General features: G+C 37.6%; 20 protein-coding genes. 15 read left to right on the top strand and 5 right to left on the bottom strand.

Features of this window, described 5'->3' with window-relative positions; translation table 11 throughout:
* Window positions 1-44: 44 nt before the first annotated feature.
* The 3 genes from AC4BHP_RS08425 to AC4BHP_RS08415 all read left to right on the top strand — a co-directional run bounded on the left by AC4BHP_RS08425 (window position 45) and on the right by AC4BHP_RS08415 (window position 3,711).
* Entirely contained in the window at window positions 45-1,370 is a 1,326-nt protein-coding gene (locus AC4BHP_RS08425) for a dihydrolipoamide acetyltransferase family protein (RefSeq protein WP_066100849.1), read from the top strand.
* 3 nt (window positions 1,371-1,373) lie between these two features.
* The gene (lpdA, locus tag AC4BHP_RS08420) at window positions 1,374-2,783 is read left to right on the top strand and encodes a dihydrolipoyl dehydrogenase (protein ID WP_066100846.1); all 1,410 of its coding nucleotides are present in this window, start codon (window positions 1,374-1,376) and stop codon (window positions 2,781-2,783) included.
* Window positions 2,784-2,883: 100 nt separating this feature from the next.
* The gene (locus AC4BHP_RS08415; protein ID WP_066100842.1) at window positions 2,884-3,711 is read left to right on the top strand and encodes a polysaccharide deacetylase family protein; all 828 of its coding nucleotides are present in this window, start codon (window positions 2,884-2,886) and stop codon (window positions 3,709-3,711) included.
* Window positions 3,712-4,024: 313 nt separating this feature from the next.
* Here the strand turns inward: AC4BHP_RS08415 and AC4BHP_RS08410 are convergent, their stop codons facing one another.
* Window positions 4,025-4,456 (bottom strand): DUF1885 family protein, encoded by a 432-nt coding sequence (locus AC4BHP_RS08410; RefSeq protein WP_066100840.1) that lies wholly within the window; start codon window positions 4,454-4,456, stop codon window positions 4,025-4,027.
* Window positions 4,457-4,828: 372 nt separating this feature from the next.
* Here AC4BHP_RS08410 and AC4BHP_RS08405 point away from each other — a divergent pair, with 372 nt between their 5' ends.
* The 3 genes from AC4BHP_RS08405 (at window position 4,829) to AC4BHP_RS08395 (ending at window position 6,458) form a co-directional block, all read left to right on the top strand.
* Window positions 4,829-4,942, top strand: coding sequence for a GapA-binding peptide SR1P (locus AC4BHP_RS08405; RefSeq protein ID WP_077247942.1), 114 nt, complete (start codon window positions 4,829-4,831; stop codon window positions 4,940-4,942).
* Between the two features lie 262 nt (window positions 4,943-5,204).
* Complete coding sequence (locus tag AC4BHP_RS08400; RefSeq protein ID WP_066100837.1) at window positions 5,205-6,170, top strand: NAD(P)H-dependent flavin oxidoreductase; 966 nt, start codon at window positions 5,205-5,207, stop codon at window positions 6,168-6,170.
* 12 nt (window positions 6,171-6,182) lie between these two features.
* On the top strand, window positions 6,183-6,458 hold the full coding sequence (locus AC4BHP_RS08395; protein WP_066100834.1) for a UPF0223 family protein: 276 nt from the start codon (window positions 6,183-6,185) through the stop codon (window positions 6,456-6,458).
* 57 nt (window positions 6,459-6,515) lie between these two features.
* On the opposite strand, the gene AC4BHP_RS08390 is transcribed toward AC4BHP_RS08395, so the two are convergent.
* A complete protein-coding gene (locus tag AC4BHP_RS08390; RefSeq protein WP_139891312.1) occupies window positions 6,516-7,133 on the bottom strand; it encodes a DUF1054 domain-containing protein in 618 nt (205 codons plus the stop codon).
* A gap of 180 nt (window positions 7,134-7,313) precedes the next feature.
* Here AC4BHP_RS08390 and AC4BHP_RS08385 point away from each other — a divergent pair, with 180 nt between their 5' ends.
* Together AC4BHP_RS08385 and AC4BHP_RS08380 are read left to right on the top strand one after the other, a co-directional pair.
* Entirely contained in the window at window positions 7,314-7,511 is a 198-nt protein-coding gene (locus AC4BHP_RS08385; protein ID WP_066100827.1) for a YkzI domain-containing protein, read from the top strand.
* Window positions 7,512-7,663: 152 nt separating this feature from the next.
* Window positions 7,664-8,455, top strand: coding sequence for an inositol monophosphatase family protein (locus AC4BHP_RS08380; RefSeq protein ID WP_066100824.1), 792 nt, complete (start codon window positions 7,664-7,666; stop codon window positions 8,453-8,455).
* Window positions 8,456-8,546: 91 nt separating this feature from the next.
* Here AC4BHP_RS08380 and AC4BHP_RS08375 read toward each other — a convergent pair whose 3' ends face one another.
* Window positions 8,547-8,723 carry a DUF5325 family protein gene (locus tag AC4BHP_RS08375; protein ID WP_175354216.1) on the bottom strand — a complete coding sequence of 59 codons (177 nt, stop codon included), beginning with the start codon at window positions 8,721-8,723 and terminating at the stop codon, window positions 8,547-8,549.
* 119 nt (window positions 8,724-8,842) lie between these two features.
* On the opposite strand from AC4BHP_RS08375, the gene typA reads away from it, so the two are divergent.
* From typA to AC4BHP_RS08360, 3 genes are read left to right on the top strand one after another with little or no spacing between them, the layout of a single operon-like run.
* A complete protein-coding gene (gene typA / locus AC4BHP_RS08370) occupies window positions 8,843-10,681 on the top strand; it encodes a translational GTPase TypA (protein WP_066100821.1) in 1,839 nt (612 codons plus the stop codon).
* A 32-nt stretch (window positions 10,682-10,713) separates the two neighbouring features.
* Window positions 10,714-11,034 (top strand): YlaH-like family protein, encoded by a 321-nt coding sequence (locus AC4BHP_RS08365; protein ID WP_066100818.1) that lies wholly within the window; start codon window positions 10,714-10,716, stop codon window positions 11,032-11,034.
* Window positions 11,035-11,045: 11 nt separating this feature from the next.
* On the top strand, window positions 11,046-11,333 hold the full coding sequence (locus tag AC4BHP_RS08360) for a hypothetical protein (protein ID WP_066100815.1): 288 nt from the start codon (window positions 11,046-11,048) through the stop codon (window positions 11,331-11,333).
* Window positions 11,334-11,431: 98 nt separating this feature from the next.
* On the opposite strand, the gene AC4BHP_RS08355 is transcribed toward AC4BHP_RS08360, so the two are convergent.
* The gene (locus AC4BHP_RS08355; protein ID WP_066100812.1) at window positions 11,432-11,632 is read right to left on the bottom strand and encodes a YlaI family protein; all 201 of its coding nucleotides are present in this window, start codon (window positions 11,630-11,632) and stop codon (window positions 11,432-11,434) included.
* Window positions 11,633-11,987: 355 nt separating this feature from the next.
* On the opposite strand from AC4BHP_RS08355, the gene AC4BHP_RS08350 reads away from it, so the two are divergent.
* The gene (locus AC4BHP_RS08350; RefSeq protein WP_175354235.1) at window positions 11,988-13,319 is read left to right on the top strand and encodes a PhoH family protein; all 1,332 of its coding nucleotides are present in this window, start codon (window positions 11,988-11,990) and stop codon (window positions 13,317-13,319) included.
* A 133-nt stretch (window positions 13,320-13,452) separates the two neighbouring features.
* Here the strand turns inward: AC4BHP_RS08350 and AC4BHP_RS08345 are convergent, their stop codons facing one another.
* Window positions 13,453-13,956, bottom strand: coding sequence for a peptidyl-prolyl cis-trans isomerase (locus AC4BHP_RS08345; protein WP_148629532.1), 504 nt, complete (start codon window positions 13,954-13,956; stop codon window positions 13,453-13,455).
* 175 nt (window positions 13,957-14,131) lie between these two features.
* Here AC4BHP_RS08345 and AC4BHP_RS08340 point away from each other — a divergent pair, with 175 nt between their 5' ends.
* The 3 genes from AC4BHP_RS08340 (at window position 14,132) to pyc (ending at window position 19,266) form a co-directional block, all read left to right on the top strand.
* Window positions 14,132-14,428 carry an Fpa/YlaN family protein gene (locus tag AC4BHP_RS08340; RefSeq protein WP_373925453.1) on the top strand — a complete coding sequence of 99 codons (297 nt, stop codon included), beginning with the start codon at window positions 14,132-14,134 and terminating at the stop codon, window positions 14,426-14,428.
* A 112-nt stretch (window positions 14,429-14,540) separates the two neighbouring features.
* Complete coding sequence (locus AC4BHP_RS08335) at window positions 14,541-15,728, top strand: FtsW/RodA/SpoVE family cell cycle protein (protein ID WP_148629533.1); 1,188 nt, start codon at window positions 14,541-14,543, stop codon at window positions 15,726-15,728.
* Between the two features lie 100 nt (window positions 15,729-15,828).
* Entirely contained in the window at window positions 15,829-19,266 is a 3,438-nt protein-coding gene (gene pyc / locus AC4BHP_RS08330; RefSeq protein WP_490551856.1) for a pyruvate carboxylase, read from the top strand.
* The last annotated feature ends 44 nt before the right edge of the window (window positions 19,267-19,310 follow it).

Raw genomic sequence — 19,310 nt, 5'->3', positions numbered from 1 at the left:
ACCATAACTTTAAAAACTGAAAAGAAAGAGGAGGAAGAAAAGCCATGGCTTTTAAATTTAAACTCCCGGATATCGGCGAAGGTATACATGAAGGTGAAATAGTAAAATGGTTTATTAAACCAGGTGATAAAGTACAGGAAGATGACGTACTGTGTGAAGTGCAAAATGACAAATCTGTTGTTGAAATTCCATCTCCAGTAGAAGGTACTGTTCAAGAAGTATTAGTTGAAGAAGGTACTGTAGCAGTAGTTGGTGATGTACTTGTAACTTTTGATGCACCAGGTTATGAAGATGTACAATTTAAAGGTGATGAGCACGGTGAAGAAAAAACTGAAGCTCAAGTTCAATCTACTTTAGAAAGCGGACAAGACCTTAAGAAAGAAGCAGCAGCTCCAGCAAACTCTGATACTCCAACTGGTGCAGGTTCACAGCCACAAGCAGAAGAAACTGCAAGTGACCGTGTAATCGCAATGCCATCTGTTAGAAAATTTGCTAGAGAAAACGGTGTGGATATTCACAAGGTTAAAGGCACAGGCAAAAATGGCCGTGTATTAAAAGAAGATATCCAAGCATTTATGAATGGTGGACAAGAAAGTGCGCCTGTACAAGAAGCTCCTGCTGCCAAAGAAGATTCTAAACCAGCTGCAGCGGCTATTCCTGCAGGAGAATATCCTGAAACTCGTGAAAAAATGAGTGGAATTCGTAAAGCTATTTCTAAAGCGATGGTTAACTCTAAACATACAGCTCCACACGTTACATTGATGGACGAAGTAGATGTGACTAAATTGGTTGCTCACAGAAAGAAATTCAAAGAAGTTGCAGCTGAAAAAGGAATTAAGCTAACATTCCTTCCTTACGTTGTTAAAGCTTTAACAAGTGCATTAAGAGAGTACCCAGCATTAAATACATCTCTTGATGATGCTACACAAGAAATTATCCATAAACACTATTACAATATCGGTATTGCAGCTGATACTGAAAAAGGACTTCTTGTACCTGTAGTTAAAGATGCAGATCGTAAATCTATGTTTGCTATCTCTAATGAAATCAACACACTTGCCGGAAAAGCTCGTGATGGTAAATTAGCTCCTAATGAAATGAAGGGTGCTTCTTGCACAATTTCAAATATCGGTTCTGCCGGTGGACAATGGTTCACACCAGTTATTAACCACCCAGAAGTTGCGATTCTTGGAATCGGACGTATTGCAGAAAAACCAATCGTTCGTGATGGTGAAATTGTAGCTGCTCCTGTATTATCATTATCTTTAAGCTTTGACCACCGTATGATTGATGGAGCTACTGGTCAAAATGCATTAAATCACATTAAACGTTTATTAAATGACCCAGAATTATTATTGATGGAGGGATAAGACATGGTAGTTGGAGATTTTCCAATTGAAACAGATACTATAGTAATCGGTTCTGGTCCAGGAGGTTACGTGGCTGCAATCCGTGCTGCGCAACTTGGACAAAAAGTAACAATCGTTGAAAAAGGAGACCTTGGTGGCGTATGTTTGAACGTTGGATGTATTCCATCCAAAGCCTTAATTACTGCAGGTCACCGTTATCATGATGCCAAACATTCTGAAGATCTTGGTATCACTGCTGAAAACGTAAAAGTGGACTTCTCTAAAGTTCAAGCCTGGAAAGGTACTGTAGTAGAAAAATTAACAAGTGGTGTTGGCGGATTACTTAAAGGTAACAAAGTAGACATCGTTAAAGGTGAAGCTTACTTTGTAGACGCTAATAACATCCGTGTTATGACTGAAAATAGCGCTCAAACATATACATTTAAAAACGCTATTATCGCAACAGGTTCTAGACCGATTGAATTACCGACATTTAAATATTCTGATCGTGTCATTCATTCCACTGGTGCTTTAAACCTTGATCATATCCCTGCAAGCATGGCTATTATCGGCGGTGGAGTAATTGGAGTTGAGCTTGGTTCTGTATATGCTAACTTTGGTACTAAAGTAACCATTCTAGAAGGTATGGACGAAATCTTGGCTGCTTTCGAAAAACCAATGTCTTCTATCGTTAAACGTAACTTGAAGAAGAAAGATGTAGATATCTTCACTAAAGTTAAAGCTAAAGGCGTGGAAGAAACTGAAAATGGTGTAATTGTTACTTACGAAGAAAAAGGCGAAGAGAAAAAAGTTGAAGCTGAATATCTATTGGTAACAGTTGGAAGAAAACCTAATACTGATGAAATTGGTTTAGAACAAGTTGGTATTGAACTAGATGAAAGAGGCTTCATTAAAACAGATAAGCAATGCCGTACATCTGTAAGTAATATTTTTGCGATTGGTGATATCATCTCTGGCCCTCAATTAGCTCATAAGGCTTCTTATGAAGGTAAAATCGCTGCTGAAGTTATTTCAGGACATGCAGCTGAGATTGATTATCTAGGTATTCCTGCAGTTGTATTCTCCGAACCGGAACTTGCAACAGTTGGTTATACTGAACAACAAGCAAAAGAAGAAGGTTTAGATATCGTTGCTGCTAAATTCCCATTTGCAGCAAACGGACGTGCTTTAGCATTAAATTCTGCAGAAGGATTTATGAAGTTAATTACACGTAAAGAAGACGGATTAGTAATCGGTTCTCAAATTGCTGGACCTGGTGCTTCTGATATGATTGCAGAGCTAGGCCTTGCAATTGAAGCAGGAATGACTGCTGAAGACATCGCTATGACTATTCATGCTCACCCTACATTGGGAGAAATCACAATGGAAGCAGCAGAAGTTGCGATGGGAAGCCCAATCCACATTATTAAATAATTAATTATTTTTTACACCCCTATCCTTTTTGGACAGGGGTGTTTTATTTTGTCGGTAAAGTGGTAAAATATAGGATAAGGTTGTCGAAAGGTGGAATTTCATGAGATATGCTATAGCTTTGCTTACATCTATGGTTCTGTTGCTATCTGGTTGCGGAGAAGAAGAGAAGGCGAAAGAAGATACACCTAATAAAAGTGTAGAACAGACACAATCAAATCAGGGAACAAAGCCTAATAAAGCTGAAATTAACAAAGAGGTACCTAAAGAAACAGCAGCGAAGCCGATAGAGGAGATTTCACAAAACTATCAGGTCAATCTAACAAATTGGAAAATTGAGCCTATAGAAGATGGTGAAAAGAAAGTAGCTCTATTAACCATCGATGATGCACCGGATCGATATAGTTTAGCAATGGCAAAAAAATTAAAAGAAATGAATGCCTCTGCTATATTTTTCGTTAACGGACATTTTTTGGAATCGGATGCGCAAAAAAAGATATTGAAACAAATCTATGATATGGGATTTGAAATCGGTAACCATACATATAGCCATGCCGTCCTGCCAGAATTGGATGAAGAGGCGCAAAAAGAAGAAATTATTAAAGTGAATGATATGGTGGAAACTATAACCGGTGAAAGGCCCAGATTTTTTAGAGCTCCATATGGGCAAAACACAGAGTTCTCAAAACAAATAGCCAAAGAAGAAAAAATGCAGTTAATGAATTGGACAATAGGATACGATTGGGAAAAACAGTACCAAGATAAGGACGCTTTAGTGAAAGTTATGCTTACTAGCAAAGAATTGTATCCGGGAGCAAACCTGCTTATGCATGACCGTAAATGGACTAATGATGCAATGCCAGAATTAGTTGAAGGATTACGTGCAAAGGGTTATAGGGTGATAAATCCTCGTGAAATAAAATCTTTTTAATGGAAGAGTTCTGGCAGCCTCAGTAATTAGGCTGCCTTTTTCAATACTATTTTTAAGTAACTAGTTGAAGAGTGGATGGGTGGGTAATATGTTTGTACAGAAATCCTTTGGTATGGTTAGCGCCTGCTTAAGGGGAAACCTCCGGATTGAGTTAATATGTGTTGGCAAAACTAGATCTGTCCTTGCTCGGTAGATGATTCATGATTTGACGACTTTCTAGATAGCTATTCAACCAGTAGCTTGATCATCACTATTAGGTACATATAGGTTATAAGCCCTCTAAATAAACCAATTTAAAGTATAAAGTATGGCTCTACTTTTTTAGATTAAAATGGATGATTCTCCCGTTAAATAAATGAAGTTCCCCTTTTAATTTCTTTGATAAAAATTTAGCAAACTCATTAGCCTTCGATTTATCACCAATTGTAGAGTGTTGAGATAGACTGATTTGGATATAAGGGACTCTTTGTTTATTTTCATCAGGGGTTTGTATATATTCATAATCCACTCCAATGGCTATCATGTGATAGTCCTTTTCCTCTGAGTATAAATAAAACCAATTATGTTTCCCTTCGTCTGTTACTTTCAAAACATAAGGAAATGCAGTTTTACTATAATCCCATGCTAATTGTTCGGAAGTATGCGAGATTGATTGTCTATACTGATTGATCAATTGTTTAATGTCCTCAATAGTTATGTCATCTTTTATGGATCCCTTCATTTTTATAAACGTTGATAAAGTCATAGGAACCTCCCTGAATTAATTTATTTTAATTAGTTTATCATTACCTGAAAATGGATAACAAGGGTGATAATGAAAACGCTTTTCTTGGTTAAGTGTATTTAATTTCATTAATGAAGGAATTCATGGATAAAATCATTAGAATAATAGCCAATTTAACTGTTTAAATATTGATATTACACTTACTGATACATTTGCAGGATAAGAGTGTCTAATTGTCATATTAATAATATATTATACACAATTTAACGAAAAATATTTTAATGTGTTATACAATTTGGGCTTGAAATATTCAATGAGTTATACTATTATTGATTTATGGAATTAAAACGCTTTCTTGGAAGGCGTTTACATTTAGAAAAGGAGATGAAATGAATGGGTACAATCGTATGTACAGGATGCAACAATACAATCGATCATTTTGAAGATGAAAAAGTAACAGTATTGTATGCAACATGCACTGATTGCCACAGTTGTGAACAAGAATAGTCACTAGACCAAAACCGGTTCATTTCAAAAACTATAATCATTTAATCTTGAAAACTATAAAAAGTTAACATTAGCGATGACAACCTTCAATTTTCCAGGGGTTGTCTTTTTTATTTACTCGCAAGAACACGGTGTATTCTTTACTTATTCTTTATATGATAAATTAATGATACACAAATGATTGGTTTCACTTTTCAATTAAGAAGCGAATCATATATTGCCATTGTGTAAAAGCAATCCTAACGACAAAGGAGGGTGTTTTATGTGGAAAACGCGTGTAACAGAGTTGCTTGGCATAGAGCTGCCAATAATTCAAGGGGGGCTGGCTTATCTAGCCTATGCTGAATTGGCTGCCGCCGTTTCAAACGCTGGTGGACTTGGTCAAATTACAGCTATGTCATTGAGCAGTCCTGAGGATTTAGCTAGTGAAATTGATAAGGTACGTTCTATGACTTCTTCCCCATTCGGAGTTAATTTTGCTATTGGTAACCACGGTAAACCTTATGAAGAATTTGTACAAGTGGTACTCTCCAAAGGAGTAGAAGTTGTTTCTGTTACAGGGGGAAACCCGAAAGAATTTTTAGAGATGTTTAAGGGTACTGGAGTAAAAACACTCGTATTGACTGCAGGGGTAAGGCATGCTATGAAAGCTGAAGAACTTGGAGCAGACGCAGTTATGGTGGTTGGCTATGAAGGTGGAGGCCATATAGGAAGAGATGAGTTGAGTACAATGGTCCTGGTGCCTCAGACAGTTGATCATGTCTCCATTCCTGTTATTGCTGCTGGAGGTATTGGAGATGGAAGAGGTTTAATGGCAGCGCTGGCCCTGGGTGCTGAAGGTATAGAAATGGGTACACGATTCATTACTACGAAAGAATGTATACATGCTCATGCCGCTTATAAGCAAGCAATCATAGATAGCTCTGAAAAGGATACGGTAGTGATTAAAAAGAGCTTAGGTGCTCCAGGACGTGCCATTCATAATCCGCTTACGGATATTATCCTTGGAATGGAGGATAATAATTGTACATATGAGGATTTAAAAGATTATATTAGTGGTGTAAGAAACAAAGCATTTATATATAATGGAGATTCAGAAGCTGGTTTTGGTTGGGCTGGTCAAGTTGTTGGTATAATTAAGGATGAGCCAACAGTAGAGCAATTGTTCAGTAGAATGCTAGCGGAAGCAGCAGCTATAAGAGAACGCTGGAAAGCAATTACAACATAAGAGGTGGTACATATGGATTATCAATATCCAATTGATTATGAATGGTCTACTGATGAGATCGTAAAGGTTATATCTTTTTTTCAAGGAATCGAGAAAGCTTATGAGAACGGGATAGAAAGGGAACAGTTAATGAACCTTTACAATGAGTTTAAGCGAATTGTTCCTTCTAAATCTGAGGAAAAGAAATTGTGCAATGAGTTTGAAGAAGTGAGTGGCTACTCTGCCTATCAAGCAATTAAGCGAGCAAAAAACAGTGCTAATGAAGGATTTATAAAATTAAGCCGATAAAAGACATTAACCCCCTTGGCATAGTGCTAATGGGGGTTAATGTCTTTTTCGAGTTTATTAGACATTGTACAGGGGTATTAAATGTACAAATACATCATGAATAATTTCAACTAATTGATCACCGGAAAGCTGAACAGCTTCCTCGCGTGGAATTTGATAGCCGCATAATAATTCAGCTTTTTTGACTGTTTGTAAACGATTAAACATATCGTTTAAGCCATCGGTTGATAATGTACTGTGAGGAATAACTTCCGGCTTCATGTGATCAATAGACCACACGTAATCAGATGGGATAAGATTTTTTATCGATTCAGTTTGGCTAGCCAAACGTTGTCCCTTTTGCGCTTTGTCTTTGGCTTCATAAATAATTGCATACCAAATAAATAAATGGGTTTCCCACAGACCGATTTGAAAATGTGGCTGCATTTTGTAACCGCGTGGATTGGATGAAAAAGATACCCATGTATCATTCGGCGGGTTAATCGTACGACGAGCATGCTTTGCAATATGGGGATACATTGGATCTTGTGTTAAAACAGATAATTCCTCTGTGAAAATCTGACTTAATGTTTCAAATTTGGGACGTATTAAGGTTTTGATTGCATCCATTCGTTGGTCGAGACCATCTATTGTAAATACATTAAAGTCTTCATTTGTGAAACCTTTTATAACCATATATATTACCTCCTATTCTCTCTTATTTTAGCATAAGAATAGAGAGGCCAAATAATATTATGCATATGTAACTAGGCGCTTGTCTATTTTGGTTGCAATAATCCAGAAAGAACATACTATAGTACAAAGTACAATTAAATTTCTGAATTTTCTTAAAATAAATGCAAGGAGAGGATTTTTATGAAACAGGTAGTTAATCACAAACTGAAAGCTCAAGAAGTCGAGAAACATAGAAAAGTAGTTCTCCGGATGGAACTGGATTATGAATTGGCTACCTTATATGAAGCTATTCAGCAGGATGATGAAAAACAAAAAAATTGTTCAAAACAAAAACTTGAAAGAATAAGAAAAGAACTTCTGCGCTTAAAAGCACTTTAATAGTGGATATTATTATATGATTTTTTGATTGATTAAGACGAACTGCATGTTCTCGTTCATGATGTTCGTCTTTTCTTGTTATTTAATGTCATTCGAATTAAACTGGAATTAATATACATACTATAGAAAAGATTTTAATTGAGGTGGGAAAAATGGCGGAATGGTCCAACATTCACGAGATGGCGGTTCAATGGATTAAAGAAGCAGGGGTAAAGATTATTAACTCATTTGAATCAATTTTAGATATTAACACAAAATCAAATGTAAATGATTTAGTCACTAATATGGATATGGAAATAGAGCAATTCTTTAAAGAAAAAATATCTGAACAATTTCCTACTCATCATATTCTCGGTGAAGAAGGTTCTGGCCATGATTTGCAGTCACTGGATGGAGTAGTTTGGATTATCGATCCTATAGACGGAACAATGAATTTTGTGCACCAGCAAAGAAATTTTGCGATATCAATAGGTATAATAGAAAATGGTATTGGAAAGATTGGGCTAATATATGATGTTGTCCATGATGAACTGTATCACTGTATAAAGGGAAAAGGAGCTTTTCTCAATGATAGCGAGATTCCTAAGATAAAGGAAGTTCCACTTCCCGAATCTATTATAGGTTTAAATCCAATTTGGCTGACGGACAATAAAAAAATTGATAAGAATCTGACGGGCAGACTTGTCAAAGATATAAGAGGGACCAGGTCCTATGGATCTGCTGCCCTTGAAATTGCCTATGTTGCTACTGGGAGAATGAACGCTTATATATCGATGAGATTGGCGCCATGGGATTTTGCGGGGGGAGCCGTGATTATTGAAGAATTGGGTGGAAAAGTGACTGATCTGCAAGGTAACCCGATTCATTATCTAAAGAAGAGCTCATTCCTAGTGTCATCGCCAGCTTTACATGGAGTGATTCTTGAGCAGTATTTATCATCCTGATGGCTATAAAAGAGAAAAAGCATCAGTACTGATGCTTTTTTATTGCTTAAAATATGATATTGCGGTAAAATTATTTAGTTAAAAGAATAGTCTAAAGTTTTTCTCTCCAACGCTTTTTTAGTGTAAAGCCGCTTCCCATAATGCCGATAAAAGCTAACAGGCATAGGACAATGGCCACTACACTTCCTTCAGCGATGGATATAGCAATTCCGCATAAGCTTGTCACAGCGAGAACTGCTAGCAGCATAAATATAAAGTTAATATTCATATGTAATCACCCCAATCTTCATATTCATTGTACACAATACGATAGCAGCTTTCTAGTTTCAGTATGTTATAATGACAAGGTTGGTTTCGATAAGCATAAAATCTGGGAGTTGAAATAGTTTGCAATACAGAAATGACGTCAAAAATATAGCGATTATCGCTCACGTTGACCATGGTAAAACAACTTTGGTCGACCAATTGTTAAAACAAGCAGGTACATTCCGTTCTAATGAACAAGTTGCTGAAAGAGCAATGGATTCCAATGATCTTGAAAGAGAGCGCGGTATTACAATTTTAGCGAAAAATACTGCCGTTAACTATAAAGATACACGTATTAACATATTGGATACACCGGGACACGCAGACTTCGGCGGAGAAGTAGAACGTATCATGAAAATGGTAGACGGTGTTCTCTTAATCGTTGATGCGTATGAGGGTTGTATGCCGCAAACCCGTTTTGTACTAAAAAAAGCATTAGAACAAAAACTTACGCCAATCGTTGTTGTTAACAAAATTGACCGTGACTTTGCTCGCCCTGAGGAAGTAATTGATGAAGTTATTGATTTGTTTATTGAATTGGGTGCTACTGAAGAACAATTGGAATTCCCAGTTGTTTATGCATCAGCAATTAACGGTACCGCTTCTTTAAGCCCTGATGTGGCTGATCAAGAAGAAAATATGGAGTGTTTATTTGAATCAATCGTAGAAAATATTCCATCACCTGTTGACAATCGTGAAGAACCGCTGCAATTCCAGGTTGCTTTGCTGGATTATAGTGATTATTTAGGAAGAATAGGAATTGGCCGTGTTTTCCGTGGCACAATGAAAGTTGGACAACAAGTATCCTTAATGAAACTTGATGGAACTGCGAAAAATTTCCGTGTAACTAAAATATTCGGCTTCCAAGGATTGAAACGTGTGGAAGTAGAAGAAGCCTTACCGGGTGATTTGATTGCTGTCAGCGGTATGGAAGACATTAACGTTGGGGAAACAGTTTGCCCAGTAGATGTTCAGGAGCCGCTTCCAGTTCTGCGTATAGACGAGCCTACATTACAAATGACATTTGTAGTAAACAACAGTCCATTCGCCGGCAGAGAAGGTAAATGGGTAACATCACGTAAAATCGAGGAGCGTTTAATGAGCCAGCTCCAAACAGATGTAAGTTTACGTGTGGATCCTACTGATTCTCCGGATGCCTGGATTGTTTCCGGACGCGGAGAGTTACACTTATCCATTCTTATCGAAAATATGCGCCGTGAAGGATATGAACTTCAAGTGTCTAAGCCTGAAGTAATCATCCGTGTTATTGATGGTGTTAAATGTGAGCCTGTGGAACGCGTACAAGTTGATATTCCTGAGGAATACACAGGTGCAATCATGGAATCATTAGGGGAAAGAAAAGGCGAAATGCTGGATATGGTCAATAACGGAAGCGGACAAGTACGTCTAGTGTTTAACGTTCCTTCCCGTGGATTAATCGGGTATACAACTGAATTCTTAACATTAACTCGTGGTTATGGTATTTTGAACCATACATTCGATTCTTATCAACCTATGCAGGCAGGTCAGGTTGGAGGAAGAAGACAAGGTGTTCTTGTATCCATTGAGACAGGTAAAGCTACTCAATACGGTATCATTCAAATTGAAGACCGCGGCGTTATCTTTGTAGAGCCAGGTACTGAAATTTATGAAGGTATGATTGTTGGGGAACATAATCGTGAAAATGACTTAACTGTCAATATTGTTCGTGCTAAACAACAAACAAACGTTCGTTCCGCTACAAAAGATAATACAGTTACTATGAAAAAACCTAGAATCATGTCACTTGAAGAAGCATTGGAATATTTAAATGATGATGAATACTGCGAAGTAACACCAGAATCAATTCGTTTACGTAAAAAGATTTTGGATAAAAACGAACGTGAAAAAGCAGCTAAGAAAAAGAAATTCGCTGAATAACTTTTACCTTTGGGGAGAGGGAGCGTTTTAAAGTGGATATTACAAATAACCTGCCGTTCTTTGCAGACTTGTATCGAATAGGAGACCCACAATATTCACAAATAGGGGTGTGGGCTCTATATTTGACGATTGTAGTACTTTGCGGAATAGTGTATAAACTGGGGTTTGCTAGAAAATTAAGTCTTGGAAAAAGCATAGTAGTCTATGCCATTATGGCCTTTGGATGCAGCTTTTTGACCTTTTTGGCACTATTCTTGCCTGTAGCAGAAGTACTGGTAGTGGCTGCTGCTTTTCTGGGAATTTATAAATATAGACTCCGTAAGGAAATGAAAAACGAGGTAAATGCGGAATAAGGAGTGAGCGAATGAACTCTGTTCAGGATGCGATCTATAATTGGTTAACGATAAAAGTTGTCATTGATTATCGACCTGAAGATACCGCAGCAAATGAAACAGTCCTCTGGTTCGAAAATACCTTGCAGGAGAAGTTTGGTATATCAGACTATCACTATAAAAAAAGTGGCGGTTGGTATATCGTCACCTATAAAAATGAAGAGTCTGTAAATGAATTCAGGTTTCCGGAGGATATGATTGAGGTTATGCTCAATCAAATACTCCAGAATCCGGATCATTACCGTAATTATCCATCATAAAAAAACAGAGAAGATGAGTATCTCATTCTTCTCTGTTTTTTTGTTTTTATTTGAAGATTACAGGTAAAACAGCCCGATTTCTTTCAGGTATATGTAGTTTACCACGTGTCCTCTTCTTTAGCCGCCCGATATAATCTGAAATTTCCAGTGCTTTTTCGTGCAATTGTTCGTTCTTCGATACGTTTATTGCATTCCTGACACATATATGTATGAATTGGACGATTTCTAAGTCGTTTAGCCATTAACGTTTCATCATCAATTGATTCGATTTTATCACAGATTACACATTTAACTCGCATTACAGGACACCCCAATCTATTGCATGTAAAGTCATTATACCATATAAGGATTCTCCATACATGGTTATGGAATGGTCTGGTTATTTGAAACGGATAAGATGAATGATTAAAATTTTTATCAAACTTTAAGAATAAAACAATTTAAAGGAAATGGGTTATTTTCTTCTATTTTTGTATGTAAATACATATATTTGAGCATCAGATTTGTCCAGCTATTAAAAACAAAATTCCATCCGGCTTATTTTGATTAAACGTGAAAAATGCAACTCTTGCTTATTAAATGTTGTATTTCAATAAGTCATCAGCGTGTTGTAAAGCTCTGGATAGGTAATGAAATTATGACACAGGAGGATATATTTTGAGCAAAATTTATGTTCTAGATACGAATGTATTATTGCAGGATCCAATGTCTATTTTTTCATTCCAGGATAACGAGGTCATCATCCCGGCAGTAGTATTGGAGGAACTGGATTCAAAAAAACGAAACTTGGACGAAGTAGGGAAAAACGCCCGCTATGTTTCAAGACTTATTGATCAGCTGCGTACAAAAGGTAAGCTTCATCATAAAATCCCATTGTCGAATGGTGGGGTGTTAAAAATAGAGATGAATCATCGCTCACCCCACAATGTCGCAGAATACTTTGCAGAAAAAACAAATGATAATCGTATATTGGCAATTGCCAAAAATTTATCGCTGGAAGAACAGGCAAAAGAAAATGGGCGGAGCGTAATATTAGTAAGTAAAGATATTCTAATGCGGGTAAAAGCGGATGTACTGGGACTTTTAGCAGAGGATTTTTTGAGTGATCGAGTTATACATGAGGATCAGATGTACGCCGGCTTTATCGAGATATTTGTTTCGCGAGCTGATATAAATGAATTCTATTCCAAGGGAGAGATAGCAGCTCCTGCTGATGTAGCAGAGGGGATTCATTTAAATCAATTTGTCATTATGAAATGCACAGAAATAACTTCGCTTTCTGCTTTAGGAATTATTAGCGGACATGAAAAAAGAATAAAAAAGCTTCGATATAATCAGGAGCATGTTTGGGGTATAAAGCCGCGAAATGTGCAGCAGCATATGGCAATCGAATTATTATTAAGAAGTGATATCCAGTTAGTCACATTAACTGGAAAAGCAGGTACAGGGAAAACACTTTTAGCACTCGCATCAGGTTTGCTTCAAACAGAGGATTTGGGGGAGTATAATAAATTACTTGTAGCAAGGCCAATTGTACCAATGGGGAAAGATTTGGGTTTCCTGCCTGGTGAAAAAGAAGAAAAACTGCGTCCATGGATGCAGCCAATCTATGATAATCTTGAATTTTTATTTAACACAAAAAAGCCAGGTGAATTGGACTCTATTTTAGCTGGTATAAATTCTATTGAGGTGGAGGCCTTAACATATATAAGAGGACGCAGCTTACCGGATAGCTTTATTATCATGGATGAAGCTCAGAACCTTACCAAACATGAAGTGAAAACCATACTGACACGTGTAGGTGAGCGCAGTAAGATTATTTTACTGGGGGATCCTGCTCAAATTGATCATCCTTATTTGGATGAATGGAACAATGGGCTGACATATGTTTTGGAAAAGTTTAAGAATGAAGCCATTGCAGGCCATGTGAATTTAGTGAAGGGGGAACGTTCCGGATTAGCTCAATTAGCGGCAGATTTATTATGAGTGATTCTTCTATCTAATTATCCTAACAGGAATGGGTCAGTGTACTTCCTGCTCCAAATCATTTAGAGTGTTTGTGTATTAGTAGCTTGTAGCTATCAGGGGCCATATAGCGTCTATACGGCTCCTGAACTCTTTATTGAATTGTAAAACCTGTTACGTTTTTAATGGGTGCTTGCCTGTTGGAGCCATCACCGTGGTAAATATGAATGGGTCCACCCTCATCCGCTTTGATTGGTCGCCCTTTAATAGAAAAGCCAGCAACAAGTTGAAGCGCTTCCTCAAAAGAGAATGTGAAATTAGCATTTTCTGTATGTACAATAACAGCTGCAGAAGTACTTTCAGGTTCAGTGTTCAAGAAAAAAGGCTTTAATACAATCCCGAAACTGTTTTCAGTAAGCTGCTGTTTCTTCGTTTTTATTACAGGTTTACTTGGCGGTGGGGATGCCCCTTCAATGATCTCTTTATCCCATTGTGATGATACCTGTTTTAAATAGGTCTCCTGTTCAGGATTTTCTTTCTGATTGTTTTCTGGATGCCAAGCATCAAGATCGAATTTCCTGTCATCAAATATCCAAGTGCCAGGGTCGAGATATATCGGGAATTTTACATTCCCTTTTATTTGTAGAATATCTTTCATAATTGACTCTCCTTTCCAATTTTAATCTTATAGCTGCTGAATGAGTATGTACAGTAATTCGCTGCACGAAGGTTATCTTTTTTTAGAAAAAACTAAACTCCTTGACATTACCTTTTCTTGCAATTTTACGATTTTAAGGGTAGAATTTTATAATAGATTGGTTCATTGGGCCATAATGGGGGGTTGCACATTGACATCTGATATCCTTGTCAATCATCAAGAAAAGGCCTACGCATTGTTAAAGGCTGACGCTGATAAAATATTTAAACTAATAAAGGTGCAAATGGACAATTTGACTATGCCTCAGTGTCCGTTATATGAAGAAGTTTTAGATACCCAAATGTTTGGTCTCTCCAGAGAAATTGACTTTGCCGTTCGATTAGGATTAATAGAAGAGAAAGACGGTAAAGAGCTATTGGGATTCCTTGAACAAGAACTTTCTGCTCTTCATGATGCTTCCTTAAGAAAATAAGTAGCAGTCGAAACTCAAACGATGCCGATGTTGTTTGAGTTTTTTTGTTTTTCTTTATATAATTTTTAAACAAGCATATTTTTTAAAATGAAATTTATTCAAGGAGACCTATATGATAAAACGTATTTTAAAATCGTATGATTTTACTCTCATCGCTATCATTATCGCTATAAGTATCTTTGGTCTTGTAATGGTCTATAGCGCCAGTATGGTTACGGCTGTGTCAAGATTTGGACTTCCAAGCGATTTTTTCTACATAAAACAATTTAGGCATTTAATCATCGGGTTTATCCTGTTTTTCGTTGTAGCTGCTATACCTTATCCGGTTTTTAAAAATAAAAAGTTTTTGGTGATCATCGTACTAGGCTCGATTATCTCTCTCGTTGCTTTAAATTTTATTGGCCACACCGCCGGAAATGCGGAGAGCTGGTTTAAGCTTGGAGCGCTAGGGAGTTTGCAGCCATCAGAGTTTATTAAGTTAGGTATGATTATATACTTATCCGCAGTCTATTCGAATAAACAAAAATATATCAATGTCTTTAATAAGGGTGTAGTACCACCACTATTATTCTTATTAGTTATCTGTTTATTGATCGTTTTGCAGCCGGATATCGGGACGGCATTCATTCTTTTTATGAGTTCTTGTACTATTATCTTATGCTCTGGTATGAATTTTAAGAGTTTAGGTAAACTGCTATCGATTTTGTTCGGAGCTATCCTTGTTGCGACACCAATCATTTTTCTTTTTAAAGACAAGATCTTTACTCCAAAAAGGCTTGAACGTTTCGTTGGATTTTTAGACCCGTTTTCCAGTGAGAAGTATGAAGGATATCAGTTGGTCAATTCTTATGTGGCAATTGGCAATGGCGGCATTACCGGAGTGGGATTTGGACAAAGCACGCAGAAATATGGTTATCTGCCTGAACCGCACACTGACTTTATAATGTCTGTGATTTCTGAAGAGTTAGGACTTATTGGGGTAGGATTTGTTATTATATGCTTGGCTACGATTGTATTAAAAGGGATTCATACCGCGATAAAATCGAATGATCCATTTGGGAGTATGCTAGCAGTAGGTATTTCCAGTATGATTGGAATTCAAGCTATGGTTAACTTAGGTGGAGTAGCTGGGCTAATACCGATTACTGGGGTTACTTTACCATTTATCAGCTATGGTGGTTCTTCCTTAATTATTCTTTTGATATCTGTCGGATTACTGGTCAATGTCTCTATGATGACGAGATATGATGCAGCCTACAAAAAAGAACCAGTTGAAAAAGGGGAGACACTCCAGGGATAAGCTGGCTTAAAATAATGAGTAAGAATAATCTTCTTACTCATTATTTTACTAAAAAATTACTATATTGTCATAATTTTTGGGAAGCTGTGAGGTGCTCAGGATGAGAAAAATTAAAAAAGTATTGGCTGCCAACCGTGGAGAAATTGCTATCCGTATTTTTCGAGCTTGCAATGAATTGGATATTAAAACTGTTGCTATTTATTCAAAAGAGGATTACAAATCCTATCATCGATATAAAGCAGACGAAGCCTATTTAGTTGGTGCCGGTAAAAAGCCAATTGATGCCTATCTTGATATTGAAGGAATTATTCAGATTGCTAAGATGAGTGATGTAGATGCTATACATCCTGGATATGGTTTCCTCTCTGAAAATATCGAATTTGCAAAACGATGTGAAGAAGAGGGACTTATTTTTATTGGTCCTAAAACAAATCATCTCGATATGTTTGGAGATAAAGTAAAGGCAAAAGAGCAAGCGAAAATGGCAGGTATTCCTATTATTCCAGGAAGTGAAGGACCAGTTTCTGGTTTGGAAGAAGTTACGAAGTTTGGAGAAATCAATGGTTACCCGATTATGATAAAAGCTTCTCTCGGCGGCGGCGGAAGGGGTATGCGCATTGTTCGTAACCCAGAGGAAGTAGAAGAAGCCTATAACCGGGCAAAATCAGAGGCAAAAGCTGCTTTTGGCAATGATGAAGTTTACGTAGAAAAATTTATTGAGAATCCCAAGCATATTGAAGTTCAAATACTGGGTGATCAAAGCGGAAATATTGTCCATTTGTATGAAAGGGACTGCTCTGTGCAACGCCGTCACCAAAAAGTAGTCGAGGTAGCTCCATGTGTGTCACTTACCGATTCCTTACGAGAAAGGATATGTGACGCTGCAGTTCAATTAATGAAGAATGTAGAATATGTAAATGCGGGTACGGTAGAATTCCTTGTTTCTGGAGATGAATTTTTCTTTATCGAGGTAAACCCTCGTGTCCAGGTTGAGCATACAATCACTGAGATGATTACGGGCATTGATATTGTTCAATCTCAAATCAAGATTGCTGAGGGACACAGTTTACACGGTACTTCATTAAACATACCTAAACAAGACAATATACATATCAATGGGTATGCCATTCAGGCAAGGGTGACGACGGAAGATCCCTTAAATAATTTTATGCCGGATACAGGCCGAATTGCAGCTTATCGTTCTAGCGGCGGTTTTGGTGTTCGTCTGGATGCTGGAAATGCTTTTCATGGATCGGTTATTACACCATATTATGATTCCTTGCTTGTTAAAGTATCCACTCATGCTACCAGATTCGATCAGGCAGCTATAAAAATGCTGCGTAATTTAAGAGAATTCCGTGTCAGAGGAATTAAAACAAATATTCCTTTCCTTGAAAATGTGGTAAAGCATAAAAAATTTATTGCAGGAGAATACGATACATCATTCATCGATACAACACCTGAGCTTTTTGTTTTCTCTAACCGACAAGATCGTGGAACCAAAATGCTGAATTATATCGCTAATGTGACTGTCAATGGTTTTCCGGGCATAGGTGTTAAGGAGAAACCGGTTTTCGAAAAACCAAAAGTTCCCCAAACTCACGATTACTTAGCATCTCAGACAGGTACCAAGCAATTATTAGATAAACTGGGACCAGAGGGGCTGGCTCAATGGGTTAAAGAACAAAAAAATGTGTTAATCACAGATACTACATTCAGGGATGCACACCAATCACTTTTAGCTACCAGAGTGAGAACGAAGGATTTACAAGAGATTGCTGCACCAACCTCAAAGCTTATGCCGAATCTGTTTTCACTTGAAATGTGGGGCGGGGCAACATTTGATGTAGCCTACCGGTTCTTAAAGGAAGATCCATGGGAAAGATTATTATTACTTAGACAGGAAATCCCTAATGTATTATTCCAGATGCTCCTGCGCTCATCTAATGCAGTTGGCTATAAGAATTATCCTGATAATGTTATCCGGGAATTTGTTGAAAAATCTGCCTATGCGGGAATAGACGTATTCCGAATTTTTGATAGCCTTAACTGGGTTAAGGGAATGGAGAAGACAATTGACTATGTTCGCCAATCAGGAAAAATTGCCGAGGCAGCGATTTGCTATACAGGTGATATACTCGACCTAAGCAGGCAAAAATATGATGTGCAATACTATAGAAATCTTGCTAAAGAGCTAGAGGCACAGGGAGCACATCTATTAGCTATTAAAGATATGGCAGGCTTATTGAAGCCGGAAGCAGCCTACCGCCTGATTTCAGAGTTAAAAGATGCAGTTGACATACCGATCCACCTTCATACACATGATACGAGCGGGAATGGTATCTATCAGTACGCACGAGCGATTGATGCCGGTGTGGATATCGTTGATACGGCACTTGGATCAATGGCTGGACTTACCTCACAGCCAAGCTTAAATTCTCTTTATTATGCATTGGAGGGTCATGAGAGGCAGCCGCAATTCGATATTAAGCCAGTCGAAAAGTTATCAGAGTATTGGGAAGGGGTCAGAAGTTACTATGCTGATTTTGAAAGTGGAATGAAGTCCCCCCATACAGAAATCTATGTACATGAAATGCCAGGCGGTCAATACTCCAACCTTCAGCAGCAAGCGAAAGCAGTTGGTTTAGGTGAACGCTGGGATGAAGTAAAAGAAATGTATCATCGAGTAAGTATGATGTTTGGTGATATTATCAAAGTAACACCATCGTCCAAGGTAGTAGGCGATATGGCTTTGTTTATGGTACAAAATGATTTGACAGAAAGTAGTGTGTTGGAGAAAGGCCATTTGATCGATTTCCCTGATTCAGTTATTGAATTGTTCAGCGGATATTTAGGACAGCCATATGGCGGTTTCCCTGAAGAACTTCAAAAGGTAATTCTGAAAAATAGATCTCCTATTACAGTTCGCCCAGGTGAGTTGCTTGAGGACGTGGATTTTGTGAAGATAAAGGAAGAGTTGTTTGAGAAAATCAAACGTCCAGTTACGATGTTTGATGCACTCGCTTATGCACTATATCCAAAAGTCTTCCTTGATTATGTGAACTCGAATAGTGAGTATGGCAATATAACAGAGTTAGATACACCAACGTTCCACTATGGACTTTCCATTGGAGAGGAAATAGAAGTGGAAATCGAAAAGGGAAAAACCTTAATTATTAAACTAATTTCAATTAGTGAGCCACGTATAGATGGCACAAGAATGGTTTATTTTGAACTCAATGGACAGGCTCGAGAAGTGGTAGTTAAGGACGAAAGTGTTAAAACACTTATTCATTCGAAACCAAAGCAGGACGTTTCCAATCCAAACCATATTGGTGCAACAATGCCTGGAACCGTGATGAAGGTATTAGTGTCTCATGGACAAAAAGTCAAAAAAGGAGACCATTTAATCATAACGGAGGCAATGAAGATGGAAACAACAGTTCAGGCACCATTTGACGGAGTCATCAAAGAGATTTATGTTAATGATGGAGAAGCCATACAGACGGGCGATTTGTTGATTGTGCTTGATAAATAAAACTAAAACACAATAAAAAGGAGCGTGGGTTTTTAACTCACGTT

It is taken from the genome of Pradoshia sp. Z4_20 (assembly GCF_058216035.1).
This window is presented reverse-complemented; position numbering and strand designations above follow the sequence as displayed.

Coding starts and splice junctions, on each gene's coding strand:
- AC4BHP_RS08355 (WP_066100812.1), bottom strand. CDS start 11,632: ATGCGAGTTAAATGTGTAATCTGTGATAAAATCGAATCAATTGATGAT.
- AC4BHP_RS08425 (WP_066100849.1), top strand. CDS start 45: ATGGCTTTTAAATTTAAACTCCCGGATATCGGCGAAGGTATACATGAA.
- AC4BHP_RS08375 (WP_175354216.1), bottom strand. CDS start 8,723: ATGAATATTAACTTTATATTTATGCTGCTAGCAGTTCTCGCTGTGACA.
- AC4BHP_RS08380 (WP_066100824.1), top strand. CDS start 7,664: ATGGCGGAATGGTCCAACATTCACGAGATGGCGGTTCAATGGATTAAA.
- AC4BHP_RS08345 (WP_148629532.1), bottom strand. CDS start 13,956: ATGAAAGATATTCTACAAATAAAAGGGAATGTAAAATTCCCGATATAT.
- AC4BHP_RS08410 (WP_066100840.1), bottom strand. CDS start 4,456: ATGACTTTATCAACGTTTATAAAAATGAAGGGATCCATAAAAGATGAC.
- lpdA (WP_066100846.1), top strand. CDS start 1,374: ATGGTAGTTGGAGATTTTCCAATTGAAACAGATACTATAGTAATCGGT.
- AC4BHP_RS08360 (WP_066100815.1), top strand. CDS start 11,046: ATGAACTCTGTTCAGGATGCGATCTATAATTGGTTAACGATAAAAGTT.
- pyc (WP_490551856.1), top strand. CDS start 15,829: ATGAGAAAAATTAAAAAAGTATTGGCTGCCAACCGTGGAGAAATTGCT.
- AC4BHP_RS08340 (WP_373925453.1), top strand. CDS start 14,132: ATGGGGGGTTGCACATTGACATCTGATATCCTTGTCAATCATCAAGAA.
- AC4BHP_RS08415 (WP_066100842.1), top strand. CDS start 2,884: ATGAGATATGCTATAGCTTTGCTTACATCTATGGTTCTGTTGCTATCT.
- AC4BHP_RS08400 (WP_066100837.1), top strand. CDS start 5,205: ATGTGGAAAACGCGTGTAACAGAGTTGCTTGGCATAGAGCTGCCAATA.
- AC4BHP_RS08390 (WP_139891312.1), bottom strand. CDS start 7,133: ATGGTTATAAAAGGTTTCACAAATGAAGACTTTAATGTATTTACAATA.
- AC4BHP_RS08385 (WP_066100827.1), top strand. CDS start 7,314: ATGAAACAGGTAGTTAATCACAAACTGAAAGCTCAAGAAGTCGAGAAA.
- AC4BHP_RS08335 (WP_148629533.1), top strand. CDS start 14,541: ATGATAAAACGTATTTTAAAATCGTATGATTTTACTCTCATCGCTATC.
- AC4BHP_RS08405 (WP_077247942.1), top strand. CDS start 4,829: ATGGGTACAATCGTATGTACAGGATGCAACAATACAATCGATCATTTT.
- AC4BHP_RS08395 (WP_066100834.1), top strand. CDS start 6,183: ATGGATTATCAATATCCAATTGATTATGAATGGTCTACTGATGAGATC.